This is a genomic window from uncultured Nocardioides sp. (assembly GCF_902805925.1).
Taxonomy (GTDB): Bacteria; Actinomycetota; Actinomycetes; order Propionibacteriales; family Nocardioidaceae; genus Nocardioides.
The window spans coordinates 1-14,127 of record NZ_CADCUP010000229.1 but is presented as its reverse complement, the minus strand read 5'-3'; the positions used below and the strand labels follow the sequence as shown (position 1 = coordinate 14,127).

Here is a 14,127-nt window from a genome sequence, read left to right as displayed (position 1 = left end):
GCTGACGGCCGTGACGACCGTGTGCTTCGCCTTCGGATGGGGCGTCGAGGAGGTGCGGGAGAGCTCATCGGGCGTTGCTGTGAGGGTGTCACCCCGCACTCCGTAGACTCTGCCCCCGACCGACCCACAACGACCGAGGACCACACGTGGCGAAGCAGGACAAGACCAGCCGCAGGGCTGTCATCGACGACATCCGCAACAAGCAGAAGAGTGCCGAGCGGCGTCGTGGAGGAATGATCCTCGGTGTGGCGGTCCTGGTGGGCCTGCTGATCATCGGCGCCGCGGCGTACAGGCCGGTGAAGGACTGGATGGACCTGCGCAGCTTCGAGAGCATGGACCTCGCCGACATCGGCGCCCCGGCCACCGACGCGTGCCAGGAGACCGAGACCAAGAAGGCCGAGGGCACCCAGGATCACGTGGAGCCCGGCACCCCGCTCGCCTTCGCCGACTCCCCGCCGGCCTTCGGCCAGCACTACAACGTCTGGGAGTCGATCGACCGCAAGTTCTACAACGCCTCCGACCGGCCCGAGCTCGGCAACCTCGTGCACAACCTCGAGCACGGCTACACCATCCTCTGGTACGACGAGACCGCCGCCGGGGACGAGGCGACGATGGACGAGCTGCGCGGCATCGCCTCGAAGTTCGGTGGCGCGTCCAACCAGCGCAACAAGTTCAAGGTCGCGCCCTGGACCAGCGAGGACGGCGACCCGTTCCCCGACGGCCAGCACCTCGCGCTGACGCACTGGTCCGCCGGCGGCGCGGGCGAGACAGACCCGGCCAAGCAGGTCGGCGCGACGCAGTACTGCAGCGAGCCGAGCGGCGAGGCGGTCGAGTCGTTCATGCTCGAGTACCCCTACCTCGACTCCCCGGAGCCGACGGTCCTCTGACCTCTCCCCGCTGACGTCAGGTCAGCTCGTCGTGGCCGTCCTCCTTGAGGGCGGCCACGATCCGTCTCACGTCCTGCGCCCGGGCCCGCGTGGTGACGAGCAGCGCGTCACCGGTGTCCACCACGACGACGTCGTCGAGGCCCACCACCGCGACGGTCCGTCCACCGGCGGGCACGACGAGGCCGGAGGCGTCGACGCCGTGCACGAGGCCGCGGTCGCCGAGCACGGTGAGATCGCCGTCCCCCCCGACGATGTCGAGGAGCGAGGCGAAGTCGCCCACGTCGTCCCAGCCGAACGACCCCGGCACGACGGCCACCCGGCCCGCGGCGGCGGCCGGCTCGGCGACGGCGTGGTCGACCGCGATCCGCGGCAGCGTCGGCCACACCCCCTCCAGCGTGCCGGGGTCGGCGGCGATGCCGCGCAGCGCCGCGGCGAACCCCGGGTCGGAGAGGGCCAGCAGGTCGAGCATGACCGAGGGCCGGCACACGAACATGCCGGCGTTCCACAGCAGTCCCTCCGCGACGTAGCGGGTCGCGACCGCCAGCGGCGGCTTCTCGACGAACTCGTCCACCCGGCTCGCGGTGCCGGCGAGCGGCCCGCCCGGCCGGACGTACCCGAAGCCGGTGGACGGGTGGGTCGGGGCGACACCGACGGTGACCAGCCAGCCGTCCCGTGCGACGGCGGCCGCCTCGGCGACCACCTCGCGGAACCTCTCCTCGTCACCGATGACGTGGTCGGCGGCGAAGGAGCCCATCACCGCGTCGGGGTCGCGGCGCTCCAGCAGGGCGGCGGCCAGCCCGACGGCGGCCATCGAGTCCCGGGCGGACGGCTCGGCGACCACGTCGGCCGGCGCCACCCCGGGCAGCTGGTGGAGCACGGCCTGCCGGTGGGCGTCCCCGGTCACCACCAGCACGCGATCGCCCACGAGCGGCGCCAGCCGGTCGACGGTGCCCTGCAGCAGGGTGCGCCCGGAGCCGGTGAGGTCGTGCAGGAACTTCGGGGAGGCCCGGCGCGAGAGCGGCCACAGCCGGGTGCCGGCGCCGCCGGCGGGGATGACCGCCCAGAGGCGGTCGGGTGCCGGGTCCGGCGGTGAGGTCATGGCCGCGAGGGTAGCGAGCCCGCCTACGCTGACCAGGTGACCACCTTCACCGACGTGCTCCGCGACCTCCTCGCCCGCGACGCCGGCCGGCCCCTGGTGACGTTCTACGACGACGGCACCGGGGAACGCGTCGAGCTGTCGGTGACGACGTACGCCAACTGGGTGGCGAAGGCGGCCGGGCTGCTGGTCGAGGAGTGCGACCTCGAGCGCGGCCAGCGCCTGCGTGTCGACCTGCCCACGCACTGGCTGGGCACGGTCTTCCTGGGTGCCGCCTGGACCGTCGGCCTGGTCGTCACCGACGGCGACGACCCGGACGCCGTGGTGTGCGGCCCCGGCACGCTGGACGCCTGGGCGGAGCGGGCCGACCACCTGCCGGTGCTGGCGTGCAGCCTCCTCCCGCTCGGCGTCCGCTTCCCCGACGGCGTGCCGCCCGGCGTGCACGACGTCGGCGCCGAGATCTGGGGCCAGCCGGACGCGTTCACCGCGTGGGACCCGCCCGGTGACGAGGACGCGGCGACCGACGCGCTGAGCCACACCGACCTCTTCGATCCCACCCGGGCGACGGCCACCGTCGGGATCGATCTCACCGACGGTGGCCGTCTCCTCACGACAGCGAACCCGGCTTCCCCACCAGGTGCCGCTGTCTTCACCGAGCCGCTCGTACGCCGCGGCTCCGTGGTCCTCGTGGCCGGGGCGGATGCCGCCCGTCTCGACGCGCTGTCGGTCGAGGAGCGGGCGACCGCCCGGGCCTGAGCCCTCACCCGGCCAGGTCGTAGCCCTCCATGCCGTCGCCGAGGTAGCGCCGCCCGGTCACCGCGGTGGCCGAGCCGTGGAGCACGTACAGACGCCCGGTGCCGGCCTCGCGCGCCAGCAGGTCGGCGTGCCCGGACGCCTTGATGTCGCTGATCCCGATCACCCAGTCGTACGGCCTGAAGTCGTGCTTGAGGACGGCGCGCGGGCTCAGGGGCCCGCCGGGCCGGGCGGCGCCGATGGCGGCGCCGGTGCCGGGCCAGACGGTCCGGGCACCGTTGAGGACGCCGACGATGTCGGGCAGGGCGTCGCCGGTCACGTCGCCGGCAGCCATCAGCCCGGTGACGATCGAGAAGCCGCTGCCGACCTGCACCGGCGGGGCGAGGTGGCCCTGCCCGTCGCCGCGCCGCAGCTGCATCGTGCCGTTGGTCTCCCGGGAGATGACGTCGCCGAACCCGTCGCGGTTCCAGTCGCCGACGTTGAGCAGCACGTCGGAGCCGCTGAGGTCGGCGCCGGTGTCGATGGGGGCGCCGAGGTCGTAGGTGCCGGCGTTCGGGACCACCACCAGCTGGCCGCCCTTGCGTCCGAGGAGGTCGGGAGCCGGGTCGCCGGTGAGCTGGCCCGCGTTGCCCAGGTCCTGCACCCCGCCGAGGTTGCGCATGGCGCCGACCGGCGGTGCGAAGGTGCCGTCGCCGCGGCCGGCGAGCAGGTACGCCTTGCCGTTCCGCATCCGACCGATCAGGTCGGGGCGGCCGTCGGCGGTGTAGTCGCTGCCGCCCATGACCCGGTTGTACGGCGCCCAGTTGCCGACGACCCGGCGGGCCTTGACGAACCCGAGGCCGGCGGTGCCGGCGCGCAGCCACACCTGGCCGGAGGCGTCGCGACCGATCACGTCGGCCCTGCCGTCGCCGTTGACGTCGCCGGCGCCGCTGAGGGCGACGAAGCGTCCCCACCTGCTGTCCAGCGCCTTGACCCGCAGCCTTCCCTTGCGGGTGCCCAGGAACGCATCGACCCGGGACTTGCCCTGGACCTTGGCCACGAGGTCGTTGCGGCCGTCGCCGTTGATGTCGCCGACCGCGGTCACCAGGGTGTGCCCGCGCAGGGACCTCACCTTGCGGGTCGGCCCGGTGAAGCGCCCGGTGCCGTTGCCGGCGCGGATCTTGCCGGTGCCCGAGCGCGAGGTCATCACCAGGTCGGAGCGACCGTCACCGGTGAGGTCGCCGGAGACCAGCACCTGCCTCTTGGCCTTCCAGCCGCGGGACCCGACCACGACCGGCTTGCCGAACGCCGAGAGGCCGCCGGTGGTGACCACGAAGCCGCGCTTGTCGCTGCCGCGCCGCACCACCAGGTCGGGGTAGGGCGTGCCGGCGAGGTTGGACTTCAGCGTGCCCGACGACCAGGTCGCGGGCGGCGTCGGCGTCGTCTGGGCGCCGGCGGCCAGCTGGCGGATCCGCGGCAGCTGGGCGTAGAGGTACCGGCCCGGGCACGCGGTGCTGCCGGCGTCGCGGTGGCCGTTGACGGCCGGGAAGACCTTCCTGCCGACCTGCTGCGACGTGGAGGCCGGGTTGACCCCGTGGAGCCCGAGCTTCCACGCGAACAGGGCGCCGTACGCCCTCAGCATCTCCTCGCTGGGCTGCACGGTCTCGAAGTTGCCGATCGCCGACATCGCGAAGGAGTAGTCGTTGTAGCCCAGGGTGTGGGCGCCGACGACGGGCTTGTCGACGCCGCCGTACCGGCCCTCCCAGATGCGGCCGAACCGGTCGACGAGGTAGTTGTAGCCGACGTCGCTCCAGCCGCGGGACTGCGTGTGGTAGGCGTAGATGCCCCGGAGGATGGCGGGCACCTGGTCGGCGGTGTAGTCGTTGGCGTTGACGGTGTGGTGGACGAAGCCCGCGCTGACCGTGCCGTAGCGCAGCGACCCGCCGTCGCGCATCCGCTCGTCGGCACCCCACTGGGCGCGCGAGTAGATCGTCGGCATCGGGGCCTTCGTGGCGGCCGCGGCGAGCGCCATGGCGTCCTGGTCGCCGGAAGCCGGAGCCCCCGCGCGGTGACCGCCTGCCAGGGCGGGCCCCTCCTCGATGGTGCCGCTCGGCCTGCCCGGGTCGATCACCGAGAGCTCGAGGTCCTCGGGCAGCGGCGCGGCACCGGGATCGGTGACCGCCCTGACCTGCACCTCGTCCACGTCACCGACGAGCAGGGCGTCGGTGCCGGGACGCGCGCCGCGGCCCTCGCGGCTGGTCGGGTCGGGGTCGTGCTCGTCGTGGTACGGCACCTCCGCCCAGGCCGACCAGTCGCCGTCGGTGCGGGTGCGCACCGTCACCGCGATCGCGTCGTCGGGCACGTCCTCGCCCTGCCTCCAGGTGACGCCGACGGCGCCGTAGCCCACGACGGGCGCCGGTCGGCTGACCACCTCGTGCGGCTCTGCCACCTGCTTCTGCGGGCCGGGCCGGTCGCCCTGGTCGTCCTCGAGGGCCGGCGACAGCGCGTAGTCGGTGACCTCGGGCTCCACCGCCGTCGTCGGCACGGTGGCGCGCGAGGCGGAGAGGTAGGCCCCGGCGCCGGGCGCCTCGGGACGCTGGCCGACCACGTCCAGCGAGACGATGCTGGCTGCCGGGGTGAGCACCGCGAGCACCACGCCGAGCGCCAGCAGCTGCTGGCAGGCGGTGACGAAGCGGATCTGGGAAAGACGCATCAGGGCTACTCCAGTGAAGGGGAAGATTCACACGGGATAGCAAGTTTCACACCAGTCACACCGGTTCGACCAAGAAAAGTGAGTAACTACAGCGCTGTAATTTCCAGTCGACACGCCGGGCGCATCGTGATTTGTCAAGTCGCCGGTGTATCGCGCCGGTCAGATGTCGGCGCCCAGCACCTCGTCGTCGTTCTCCTCGTCGCCGTCGTCGCCGTCGTACTCGAGCAGGTCGATGCCCTCCTGCACGTCGCCGTCGAAGACCAGGCGGCCCTTCTCCAGGACCAGGACGCGGTCGCACATCTTCTTCACCGACCCGGCGGCGTGGCTGACGTAGAAGAGGGTGACGCCGCTGCGGCGCACCTCCTCCATCTTGGCCAGGCACTTCTTCTTGAACGGCTTGTCCCCCACCGCCAGCACCTCGTCGGCGATGAAGACGTCGCAGTCGACGTGCACGGCCACCGCGAAGCCGAGGCGGGAGTACATGCCGGAGGAGTAGACCCCGACCGGGGTGTCCAGGAAGCGGCCGACGTCGGCGAACTCGACGATCTCCTCGAAGCGGGCGTCGGTCTGCTGGCGGCTCATGCCGAGGATGGCGGCGTTCATGTAGATGTTCTCGCGACCGGTCAGCTGGTTGTGGAAGCCGGCACCGGTGGCGATGAGCCCGGAGATCCGGCCGCGGGTGCGGACGCTGCCCCGGTCGGGGACCATGCTGCCGTTGACCATCCGCAGGAGCGTGGACTTGCCGGAGCCGTTGAGGCCCATCAGGCCGATCGACTCACCCTGCTGGACGGCGAAGGAGACGTCGTCGACGGCCAGGAAGCGATCGCTGATCTTCTGCTTGCGCGACTTGGCCACGGCCATCTGCTTGAGGGTGCGGTGGTACTGGAGGCGGAACTCCTTGGACACGTGGTCGACGACGATCGACTCCAGCCCGGTGCGGGTGGCGGTGGCGACGCTCACCCGATCGCCTCGGGCAGCCGGCGCTCGAGCCGGGAGAAGGCCCACTGCGAGAAGACCAGGAAGACGGTGCAGCAGGCGAGCACGATCCAGCCGCGCTGGAAGAGGTCGGCGGGGAACGCCGACTCCACGTAGGCCGGCTGGTCGTCGCCGGTCGTGTTGACCCAGAACCCCCGCTGCATGAGCAGCACCGCCTCCACGACGGGGTTGGCCATGTAGACGGTGTGCCAGATGCCGGTGCCGAAGCGCTCGGTGATGAGCTCGTAGGGGTACATCATCGGCACGCTGAACGGCACCACCTGGGTGATGTTCTGCACCAGGCGGCCGAAGTCGCGGAACAGGACGTTGAGCGCCGAGAAGAGCAGGGCCATCGCCGTGGCCAGGACGAGGATGATCACGAAACCCAGCAGCGCGGCGCCGAAGCCGACCAGGTCGGGGTCCCACCCGGTGACGAGGCAGGCGCCGATGAGGATCACCAGCTGCGGGCCGGTGTGGTAGAGCGAGACGAGCATGGAGGCGACCGGGAACATCTCCTTGGGCATCGCCATCTTCTGCACGAGGCCCTTGTTGCCGATGATCGAGCGCATCCCCGCGGAGTAGCTCTCGGTCAGGAAGTGCACGATGACCATGCCGGCGAACAGGTGGATGGCGAAGTTCTCGACGGTGGCGCCCCGCCCGGCGATGATGCCGAAGACGAAGTAGAACGTCAGGAAGCGCACCAGCGGGTTGATGTAGGACCACAGCAGCCCGAAGCGCGAGCCGAGGTAGCGCGCCTTGATCTCGCGGCGCACCAGCAGGCTCAGCAGGTAGCGCCGCCGGAGCACCTCGAGCAGGCCGGTGCTGCCGGCGGGGTCGATCAGCGGGACGTGCGCGAGGCCGTGGCGTTCCGCGACGTCGCCCGGGCCGCCCCGGTGGCGACCACCGGTCCTGCCGTCGACGACGTCAGTCATCGCCCACCTCGGGGTCGCGGGTCCACGGCTCGAAGGTCTTGTCCCACGCCTCCGGCGAGGTGACGTCGGTGAGGGCGGCGCGGTACTGCCGGGCGAGCCGCGGCCACTCGGCATGGAAGCGCCGGTGGATGCCGACGGTGCGCCGGAGCAGGTCGCGGTACCTCTGGGGGTCCCGGCGGTAGAGCGCGACGGACGCGCCGTCGTTCATCGACACCACGGCGGAGTCGTACTTGACGAGGTTGAACCAGGCGGAGTCCATCGACGCGAGCTCCGCCTCGGGGTAGTCGCGCGACATGGGCCGCAGCGGCCGCAGCTGGCGGATCGGCGCCAGGCCGGCGGCGATCAGCGTGCTGAGCCGGCCCGGGATCTCGATGTCGGCCTTGCCCTTCTTCGGGGGCTTCTTGCGACGCACCGGGGGCAGCTCGTCACGGTCGATGTGCAGCTGGGCGTCGGTGAACTGCTTGCGGAAGGCGTTGACCTCCGGCAGCTTCGTGGCCAGCACCTCGTGCAGCGCGTGCGGGCCGTCCAGCACGTCCACCATGGCGCGGTGGCGCAGCTCGGCGGTGGAGTACTGCAACGAGGCCAGGTGCTTGACCTGGTGGTTGAACGACTCGCGCACGATCCGGCCGCCGCGCTCGTAGGGCGAGTGCAGCAGCGCCGCGATGAGCCGGTTGCGGTGGTGGAAGTAGGACTGCCAGTCGACGCCGTCGTTCTTGTCCGTCCACGGGATGTGCCACACCGCGGCGCCCGGGAAGCTGACCGTCGGGAAGCCCGCCCGTTGGGCGCGCAGGCCGTACTCGGAGTCGTCCCACTTGATGAAGAGGGGCAGCGAGAGGCCGATCTCCTCGATCACGACCCGCGGGATGAGGCACATGAACCAGCCGTTGAAGTCGACGTCGGCGCGCTTGTGCAGCCAGCGGGAGGACCGCAGGTTGCGGGAGGCGAAGTCCCACTGCGAGTAGCCGTCGAGCCGGGTCTGCCACCAGAACCGCCACGGCTGCACGACCTCGCCGAACGAGTGCAGCTGGGTGCGGTTGTAGAGGTTGAACATGTGGCCGCCGACGATGGTCGGCCGCTTGGCGAGGTCGCCGAAGGTCACCGCGCGGATGACGCCCTCGGGCTCGCACACGACGTCGTCGTCCATCATCAGGGCGTAGGTCGCGGTGCCCTTGCGGAGGCTCTCGAGCTGGCCGCGGGCGTAGCCGCCGGAGCCGCCGAGGTTTCCCTGCACGATGACGCGCAGCCGCTCCCCCAGCGCCTTCTCGGCCGCCGGGAAGAACTCGGAGTCGGCCACCACGTCGCTGCCCTGCTCCATCACCATCACGGTGTCGAGGTGCGGCGCGAGCACCTCGTCCTCGCCGAGCTGGGCGAGCAGCCGGGCGCAGAAGTCGGGCCGGTTCATGGTGGTGATGCAGATGTCGGCCGTGCCGTGCTCGGCCCGGTCGTCCGGGACCCCGGCCACCCACTCCCCGCTCTCGACGGTGCAGCCGTCGTCGCCGGCGACGACGTCGTACCAGTACCAGCCGCCGTCGACGAACGGCTTGAGCGAGAGGTCGAAGGAGAAGGTGCCGGACTCCCCCTCCACGACGCCGCCGTCGACGCGCTGGGCGTGGCCGCGCGCCATCGACTTGTAGACGGTCACGACCGAGCCGGGGCCGGTGAGCCGCACGGTGAGGGTGACGTCGGTGACCACCGTGTGACGCCGCCAGTACGACGCGGGGAAGGCGTTGAAGTAGGTGCCGAACGACAGCTGCTGGAGCGGCTCGAGCCGCACGGAGGTGCGCGACCGGATCTGGTCGGGGTGCAGCTTGCGCCCGGTGCTGGTGGACTGCCGGATGGCGGCGTTGTTGAGGTCCTTGGCCGCCTTGTTGCCGCCCACGGCGTACCGGTCGGCGTCGAGCGTGGCCTCCTCCAGGTCGACGTAGAGGGGGAAGACGTCGGTGTCCCTGTCGACCGGCATGATCTGCCGCATCAGGAGCCGTGTGGTGGTCATCCGTCGACCCCTCCGCTGGTGAGCTCGGCGCCGTCGGCGAAGTGCGGCCGCAGCTTGTTCTCGAACATCGACAGCCCCGACCCGATGGCCATGTGCATGTCGAGGTACTTGTAGGTGCCCAGGCGGCCGCCGAAGAGCACCATGGGCTCCTTCTTGGCGAGCTCGCGGTACTTCAGGAGCTTCTCGCGGTCGGCGGCGGTGTTGACCGGGTAGTACGGCTCGTCGCCCTCCTCGGCGAAGCGGGAGTACTCGTGCACGACGATCGACTTGCCCGGCAGGTAGGTGCGCTCGGGGTGGAGGTGCTTGAACTCCAGCACGCGCGTCCAGGGGACGTCCTGGTCGTTGGCGTTGACCACGCCGGTGCCCTGGTAGTCGTCGACGTCGAGGGTCTCGCGCTCCAGGTCGATGGTGCGCCACGACAGGCGCCCCTCGGAGCTGCCGAAGTACTCGTCGACGGGGCCGGTGTAGACGATCGGGACCGTGCCCTTGTAGTCGTCGGCGACGTCGAAGAAGTCGGTCTCGAGCCGCACCTCGATGTTCGGGTGGTCGGCCATCCGCGTCAGCCAGGCGGTGTAGCCGTCGACCGGGAGGCCCTCGTAGGTGTCGTTGAAGTAGCGGTTGTCGAAGGTGTAGCGGACCGGGAGACGCGTGATGATGTCCGCGCCCAGCTCCTTGGGGTCGGTCTGCCACTGCTTGGCGGTGTAGCCCTTGACGAACGCCTCGTAGAGCGGCCGGCCGATCAGGGAGATCGCCTTCTCCTCGAGGTTCTGGGCGTCCTCGGTGGCGATCTCGCTGGCCTGCTCGGCGATCAGCGCGCGTGCCTCGTCGGGGGTGTGCGCCTTGCCGAAGAACTGGTTGATGAGCCCCAGGTTCATCGGGAACGAGTAGACCTGCCCCTGGTACTTGGCGAAGACCCGGTGCTGGTAGCCGGTGAAGGAGGTGAACCGGTTGACGTACTCCCAGACCCGCTTGTTGGAGGTGTGGAACAGGTGCGTGCCGTACTGGTGCACCTCGATCCCGGTCTCCTCGTCGATCACGCTGTAGGCGTTGCCACCCAGGTGGTCGCGACGCTCCAGCACCAGGACCTTCAGCCCGAGCTCCTCGGCGCACCGCTCGGCGACGGTCAGTCCGAAGAAGCCTGAGCCGACGACCACGAGGTCGGGCGGACCGGTCCGGTCCGGTCGGGGCTGGCGGGATGGGGCGGGCTCGGACGACGGGGTCGTGGCGTCGGGCGATGACAAGGCAGCGGCTCTCCTGGGTCTGGGGCGCCCTCCAGTCTACGGTCCGGGGGACCCTGCTCCGACTCGGCACGGGCCTCCGCGCGCGTCGCGAACGTCACTCCGCGGCGCTCACCGCGAGCCGGCCGCGTCCGCGGCGACGCGGAACCCGACGTTGGACGCCGCCGACTCCGGGGTGTTGGCCGACCGGGCGGCCACCCGGTAGCGGTGGCAGTAGGAGTCGTGGCACAGGTAGGACCCACCGCGCATCACCCGGTGGGTGCCCTCCTCCGCTCCCGAGGGGGCCTGCACGGGTGAGCGGGCGTACCAGTCGGCGGCGAACCAGTCGGAGCACCACTCCCAGACGTTCCCGGAGGTCTGCCACAGGCCCAGGCCGTTGGGCGCGAACGTCTTCACCGGCGCCGTGGTGAGGAAGCCGTCGTCCACGGTGTTGGCCGTCGGGAAGGTGCCCTGCCAGATGTTGCAGCGCCAGCGTCCCTCGGGCGCGAGGTCGTCGCCCCAGGGGAAGCGGGCGCCCTCGAGCCCGCCCCGCGCGGCCCGCTCCCACTCGGCCTCGGTGGGCAGCCGGCCGCCCACCCACGCGGCGTACGCCTCGGCGTCGCGGTGCGAGACGTGCACGACCGGGTGCTGGGGCCGCGACGACGCGTCGGAGCCCGGCCCCTCGGGGTGCCGCCAGTCGGCCCCGCGCACCGCCAGCCACCACGGCGTGCCCGCGGCCCGGCCGACCACGTCGGCGGGGTCGCCGCCGAAGGCGAGGTGGAAGACCGCGGAGACGCCGAGGTCCTCGGCGTCGGTGACATGTCGGGTCGCCTTCGCGAACGTCGCGAACTGCGCGTTGGTCACCGCGGTCGCCCCGATGCGGTACGCCGGCAGCTCGACGTCGTGCACCGGCAGCTCGCCGTCGCCGGGGTACCCCTCGTCGAAGGCGTCGCCCATGGCGAACCGCCCCGCCGGGACGTCCACGACGCCCCGCAGCGAGCCTGCGCCGGCGGTGGGCCGGGCGCGCGCGGGGGCCGGCCCACCGGTGCGCGGCGGTGCGCAGCAGGCCGGCTGCTGGGCCGTCACGGCGCCACCGTCCGCATCCCGCGGGCCGACCGCAGCGCCCGCACCACGTTGGCCACCTCGCCGCGGCCGCCGCGCAGCGGGCTCAGCGCGACGACGCCCAGGGCGATCAGGTAGGGCTTGAGGCGGACGGGCAGGTTCTCGCCGTGGCGGAAGTGGACGACGAAGAGGTTGCGGTACATGTAGAACCCCTTCCATCCCGAGAGGTCGTGCTGCTGGTCGAAGTCGAGCTGGCGCACCAGGACCGCGTCGCGCACCGCCACGATGGGGAAGCCGGCCCGCCGGGCGCGCACCGCGTAGTCGACGTCGTCGTAGAAGATGAAGAACGAGGGGTCCGGCAGTCCGATCGCGTCGACCACCTCGCGGGCGACCATGAACCCCTCGAAGGCGACGTTCTCGACCGGCACCTCGGGGGGCATGTCGGCGCGGCGGCTCCACGTCGAGTCGATGCTCGCCGTCTTCGGCCGGATCGCCAGCGGGTTGCGCAGGTCGAAGTGCACCGCCGCCTTCTCGACCAGCGCTCCGGAGAGGTCCTCGCGGACCGCCACCAGGCAGCGGCCCGGGTGGGCCACCAGCGTGGCCAGGCAGTCGGGCGCGGGCACGACGTCGTCGTCCATGAGCCAGATGCGGTCGAAGCCCGCGGCGTGGGCCTGCTGGACGCCGAGGTGGAAGCCACCGGCGCCGCCGAGGTTCTCGGGCGTGTGCGTGACCCGCAGCGGCAGGTCGGTGCGAGCCGCCAGCACGACCGCGGTGTGGTCGGTGCTGGCGTTGTCGACCACGAAGACGGCGTCGGGGGCGGTCGTCTGGGCCGCGAGCCCGTCGAGCATGCCGACCAGCAGGTCGGCACGGTTGTACGTCACGACCACCACGGCCACGGTGGTCACCGCAGGAACCTCTCGTGACCGGTGAAGTCGCTGCGCAGGCCGGCGCGCATGGCGCTGACGCTCAGCCGGAGGCGGGCCAGGCTCGGACGGGTGAAGGTGTAGAACCAGAAGGTCTTCAGCACGAACGCCGTCGCGTGCAGCCCGCCGCGGTAGTCGCGCAGGTTGACCACGTTGTTGCGGGCCATGCAGTAGTGCTTGAGGTCGCTCGGGCTGTGGTTGAACGTCGTGCGGCCGAACATCATGGGCGTGCCGAGGTCGTCGGTGGCCGGATGGAGGAAGTGGGCGTCGACGACGGTGGCGCAGCGGGCGCCGGCCTCACGGGCACGCCAGAGGTACTCCACGTCGTCGCCCCAGATGAAGAACTCCTCGCGCGGCAGCCCGATCCGGTCGACCAGCGCGGCGGTCACGAGCACGCCGTTGAAGGGGATGACCACGTCTCGGATGAGGCCCTCGTGCGCCGCCTCCTCGACCGAGGCCATGTCGTGCACGACCCTGCTGCCGCCGGGCAGCCGGATCGGGAAGCACAGCCGGGTCGGGTCGTGCTCGGCGAGCACCGCCGGCCCCCAGAAGTCGAGGTCGCCGTCGTGGCGGAGCAGCCTCTCGAGGGAGTCGGCGTCGGGGACGCCGTCGTCGTCCATCAGCCAGACCAGGTCGGCGTCCAGGTCGATGGCCCAGGCCAGGCCGTCGTGGAAGCCGCCCGCGCCCCCGCGGTTGGTGGGCAGCGACCGAGCCAGCAGCCCGGGGGTCGCGCCCGTCGCCGCCCGGCTGGCCAGCCACTCCCCCGTGCCGTCGGTGGAGGCGTTGTCGAGCACGAGGACGTGCGCCAGTCCCTCCACCTCGGCCAGCCTGGCGAGCAGCCGCTGCAGCAGCCCGAGCCGGTTGAACGTCACGACCACGGCGACGATGCGGCGCTCGCGTGCGTTGCTCGACCACTGCGTCACGGCGTACACCCTAGGGGCCAGGACCGGCCTGGGCCGCTGCCACCCTCCGGGGCGCTGCGGGCGGGCGCCGGGGTGCCGCATGGTGGACGTGCGGGGACCGGCGGCAAGCCGGGAAGCCGGGAAGCCGGGAAGCCGGGAAGCCGGGAAGCCGAGGCCACCGGACCACCCGGCCGCCGCGCCACCGCGCCAATGCGGCACGCGCCCGAGGTCGCCGGCTGCAGCGCCGGTGAGCCGCATGGTGGGACGAATGGGCGCTGGCGAGCCGCTGGTCGAGGCGTGCGGAGCGCCGGCGACGCCCTCACGACCGCAGCGCGACCCATCCCTATCAGTCGTCCACAGGCCCTCGTCACGCACCTCAAAATGTCGGTGGTCGGTGGTTGAGTTCTCCTATGGCCACCACGACGAGCGAGCTCCCGGACACCGCGGCTGCGGTGCTCGGCTACGCCCGCTCACGCCGTGCCGCTGCCGATCGCGCGGAGGCGGACCTGCTGGTCGCGGCGTGCCAGTGGGCCGACCTCCACCCCGCCACCGAGGACTCCGCCGCGACCTTCACCATGCCCGGTGGTGGTGAGCACGAGGAGCCCGTCGCCGGTGACGGTGCGCCGTTGGTGGCGGAGTTCTGTGTGGCCGAGCTCGGCGCGGCGCTGGGGATGTCGACCGTGGCGGCGAAGCGG

11 protein-coding genes and 1 pseudogene are annotated in these 14,127 nt (G+C 71.9%); 3 read left to right on the top strand and 9 right to left on the bottom strand.

Features of this window, described 5'->3' with window-relative positions:
* Positions 1-146: 146 nt before the first annotated feature.
* Positions 147-887, top strand: a complete 741-nt coding sequence (locus QZX64_RS16485) for a DUF3105 domain-containing protein (protein WP_295662030.1) — start codon at positions 147-149, stop codon at positions 885-887.
* Positions 888-903: 16 nt separating this feature from the next.
* Here QZX64_RS16485 and QZX64_RS16480 read toward each other — a convergent pair whose 3' ends face one another.
* Positions 904-1,986, bottom strand: a complete 1,083-nt coding sequence (locus tag QZX64_RS16480) for a mannose-1-phosphate guanylyltransferase (protein WP_295662026.1) — start codon at positions 1,984-1,986, stop codon at positions 904-906.
* Positions 1,987-2,022: 36 nt separating this feature from the next.
* Here QZX64_RS16480 and QZX64_RS16475 point away from each other — a divergent pair, with 36 nt between their 5' ends.
* Complete coding sequence (locus QZX64_RS16475; RefSeq protein WP_295662024.1) at positions 2,023-2,739, top strand: TIGR03089 family protein; 717 nt, start codon at positions 2,023-2,025, stop codon at positions 2,737-2,739.
* A 4-nt stretch (positions 2,740-2,743) separates the two neighbouring features.
* Here QZX64_RS16475 and QZX64_RS16470 read toward each other — a convergent pair whose 3' ends face one another.
* The 8 genes from QZX64_RS16470 to QZX64_RS16435 form a co-directional block, all read right to left on the bottom strand.
* The gene (locus QZX64_RS16470; RefSeq protein ID WP_295662022.1) at positions 2,744-5,428 is read right to left on the bottom strand and encodes an FG-GAP-like repeat-containing protein; all 2,685 of its coding nucleotides are present in this window, start codon (positions 5,426-5,428) and stop codon (positions 2,744-2,746) included.
* Positions 5,429-5,587: 159 nt separating this feature from the next.
* Entirely contained in the window at positions 5,588-6,388 is an 801-nt protein-coding gene (locus QZX64_RS16465; RefSeq protein ID WP_295662020.1) for an ABC transporter ATP-binding protein, read from the bottom strand.
* Positions 6,385-7,335 (bottom strand): ABC transporter permease, encoded by a 951-nt coding sequence (locus QZX64_RS16460; RefSeq protein ID WP_295662017.1) that lies wholly within the window; start codon positions 7,333-7,335, stop codon positions 6,385-6,387. Before QZX64_RS16460 ends, QZX64_RS16465 begins: the two co-directional genes overlap by 4 nt.
* On the bottom strand, positions 7,328-9,328 hold the full coding sequence (locus QZX64_RS16455; protein ID WP_295662015.1) for a glycosyltransferase: 2,001 nt from the start codon (positions 9,326-9,328) through the stop codon (positions 7,328-7,330). The genes QZX64_RS16460 and QZX64_RS16455 overlap by 8 nt, the downstream gene beginning before the upstream one ends.
* Positions 9,325-10,482 (bottom strand): UDP-galactopyranose mutase, encoded by a 1,158-nt coding sequence (gene glf / locus QZX64_RS16450; protein ID WP_295662013.1) that lies wholly within the window; start codon positions 10,480-10,482, stop codon positions 9,325-9,327. Before glf ends, QZX64_RS16455 begins: the two co-directional genes overlap by 4 nt.
* 195 nt (positions 10,483-10,677) lie before the next feature.
* Positions 10,678-11,631, bottom strand: a complete 954-nt coding sequence (locus QZX64_RS16445; protein WP_366558566.1) for a formylglycine-generating enzyme family protein — start codon at positions 11,629-11,631, stop codon at positions 10,678-10,680.
* The gene (locus tag QZX64_RS16440) at positions 11,628-12,512 is read right to left on the bottom strand and encodes a glycosyltransferase family 2 protein (RefSeq protein WP_295662011.1); all 885 of its coding nucleotides are present in this window, start codon (positions 12,510-12,512) and stop codon (positions 11,628-11,630) included. Before QZX64_RS16440 ends, QZX64_RS16445 begins: the two co-directional genes overlap by 4 nt.
* Positions 12,509-13,453: a glycosyltransferase gene (locus QZX64_RS16435; protein WP_295662008.1), complete on the bottom strand. Its 945-nt coding sequence runs from the start codon at positions 13,451-13,453 to the stop codon at positions 12,509-12,511. The genes QZX64_RS16440 and QZX64_RS16435 overlap by 4 nt, the downstream gene beginning before the upstream one ends.
* Positions 13,454-13,842: 389 nt before the next feature.
* On the opposite strand from QZX64_RS16435, the pseudogene QZX64_RS16430 reads away from it, so the two are divergent.
* Positions 13,843-14,127 (top strand): annotated as a pseudogene (locus tag QZX64_RS16430) (HNH endonuclease); the annotation flags it as partial.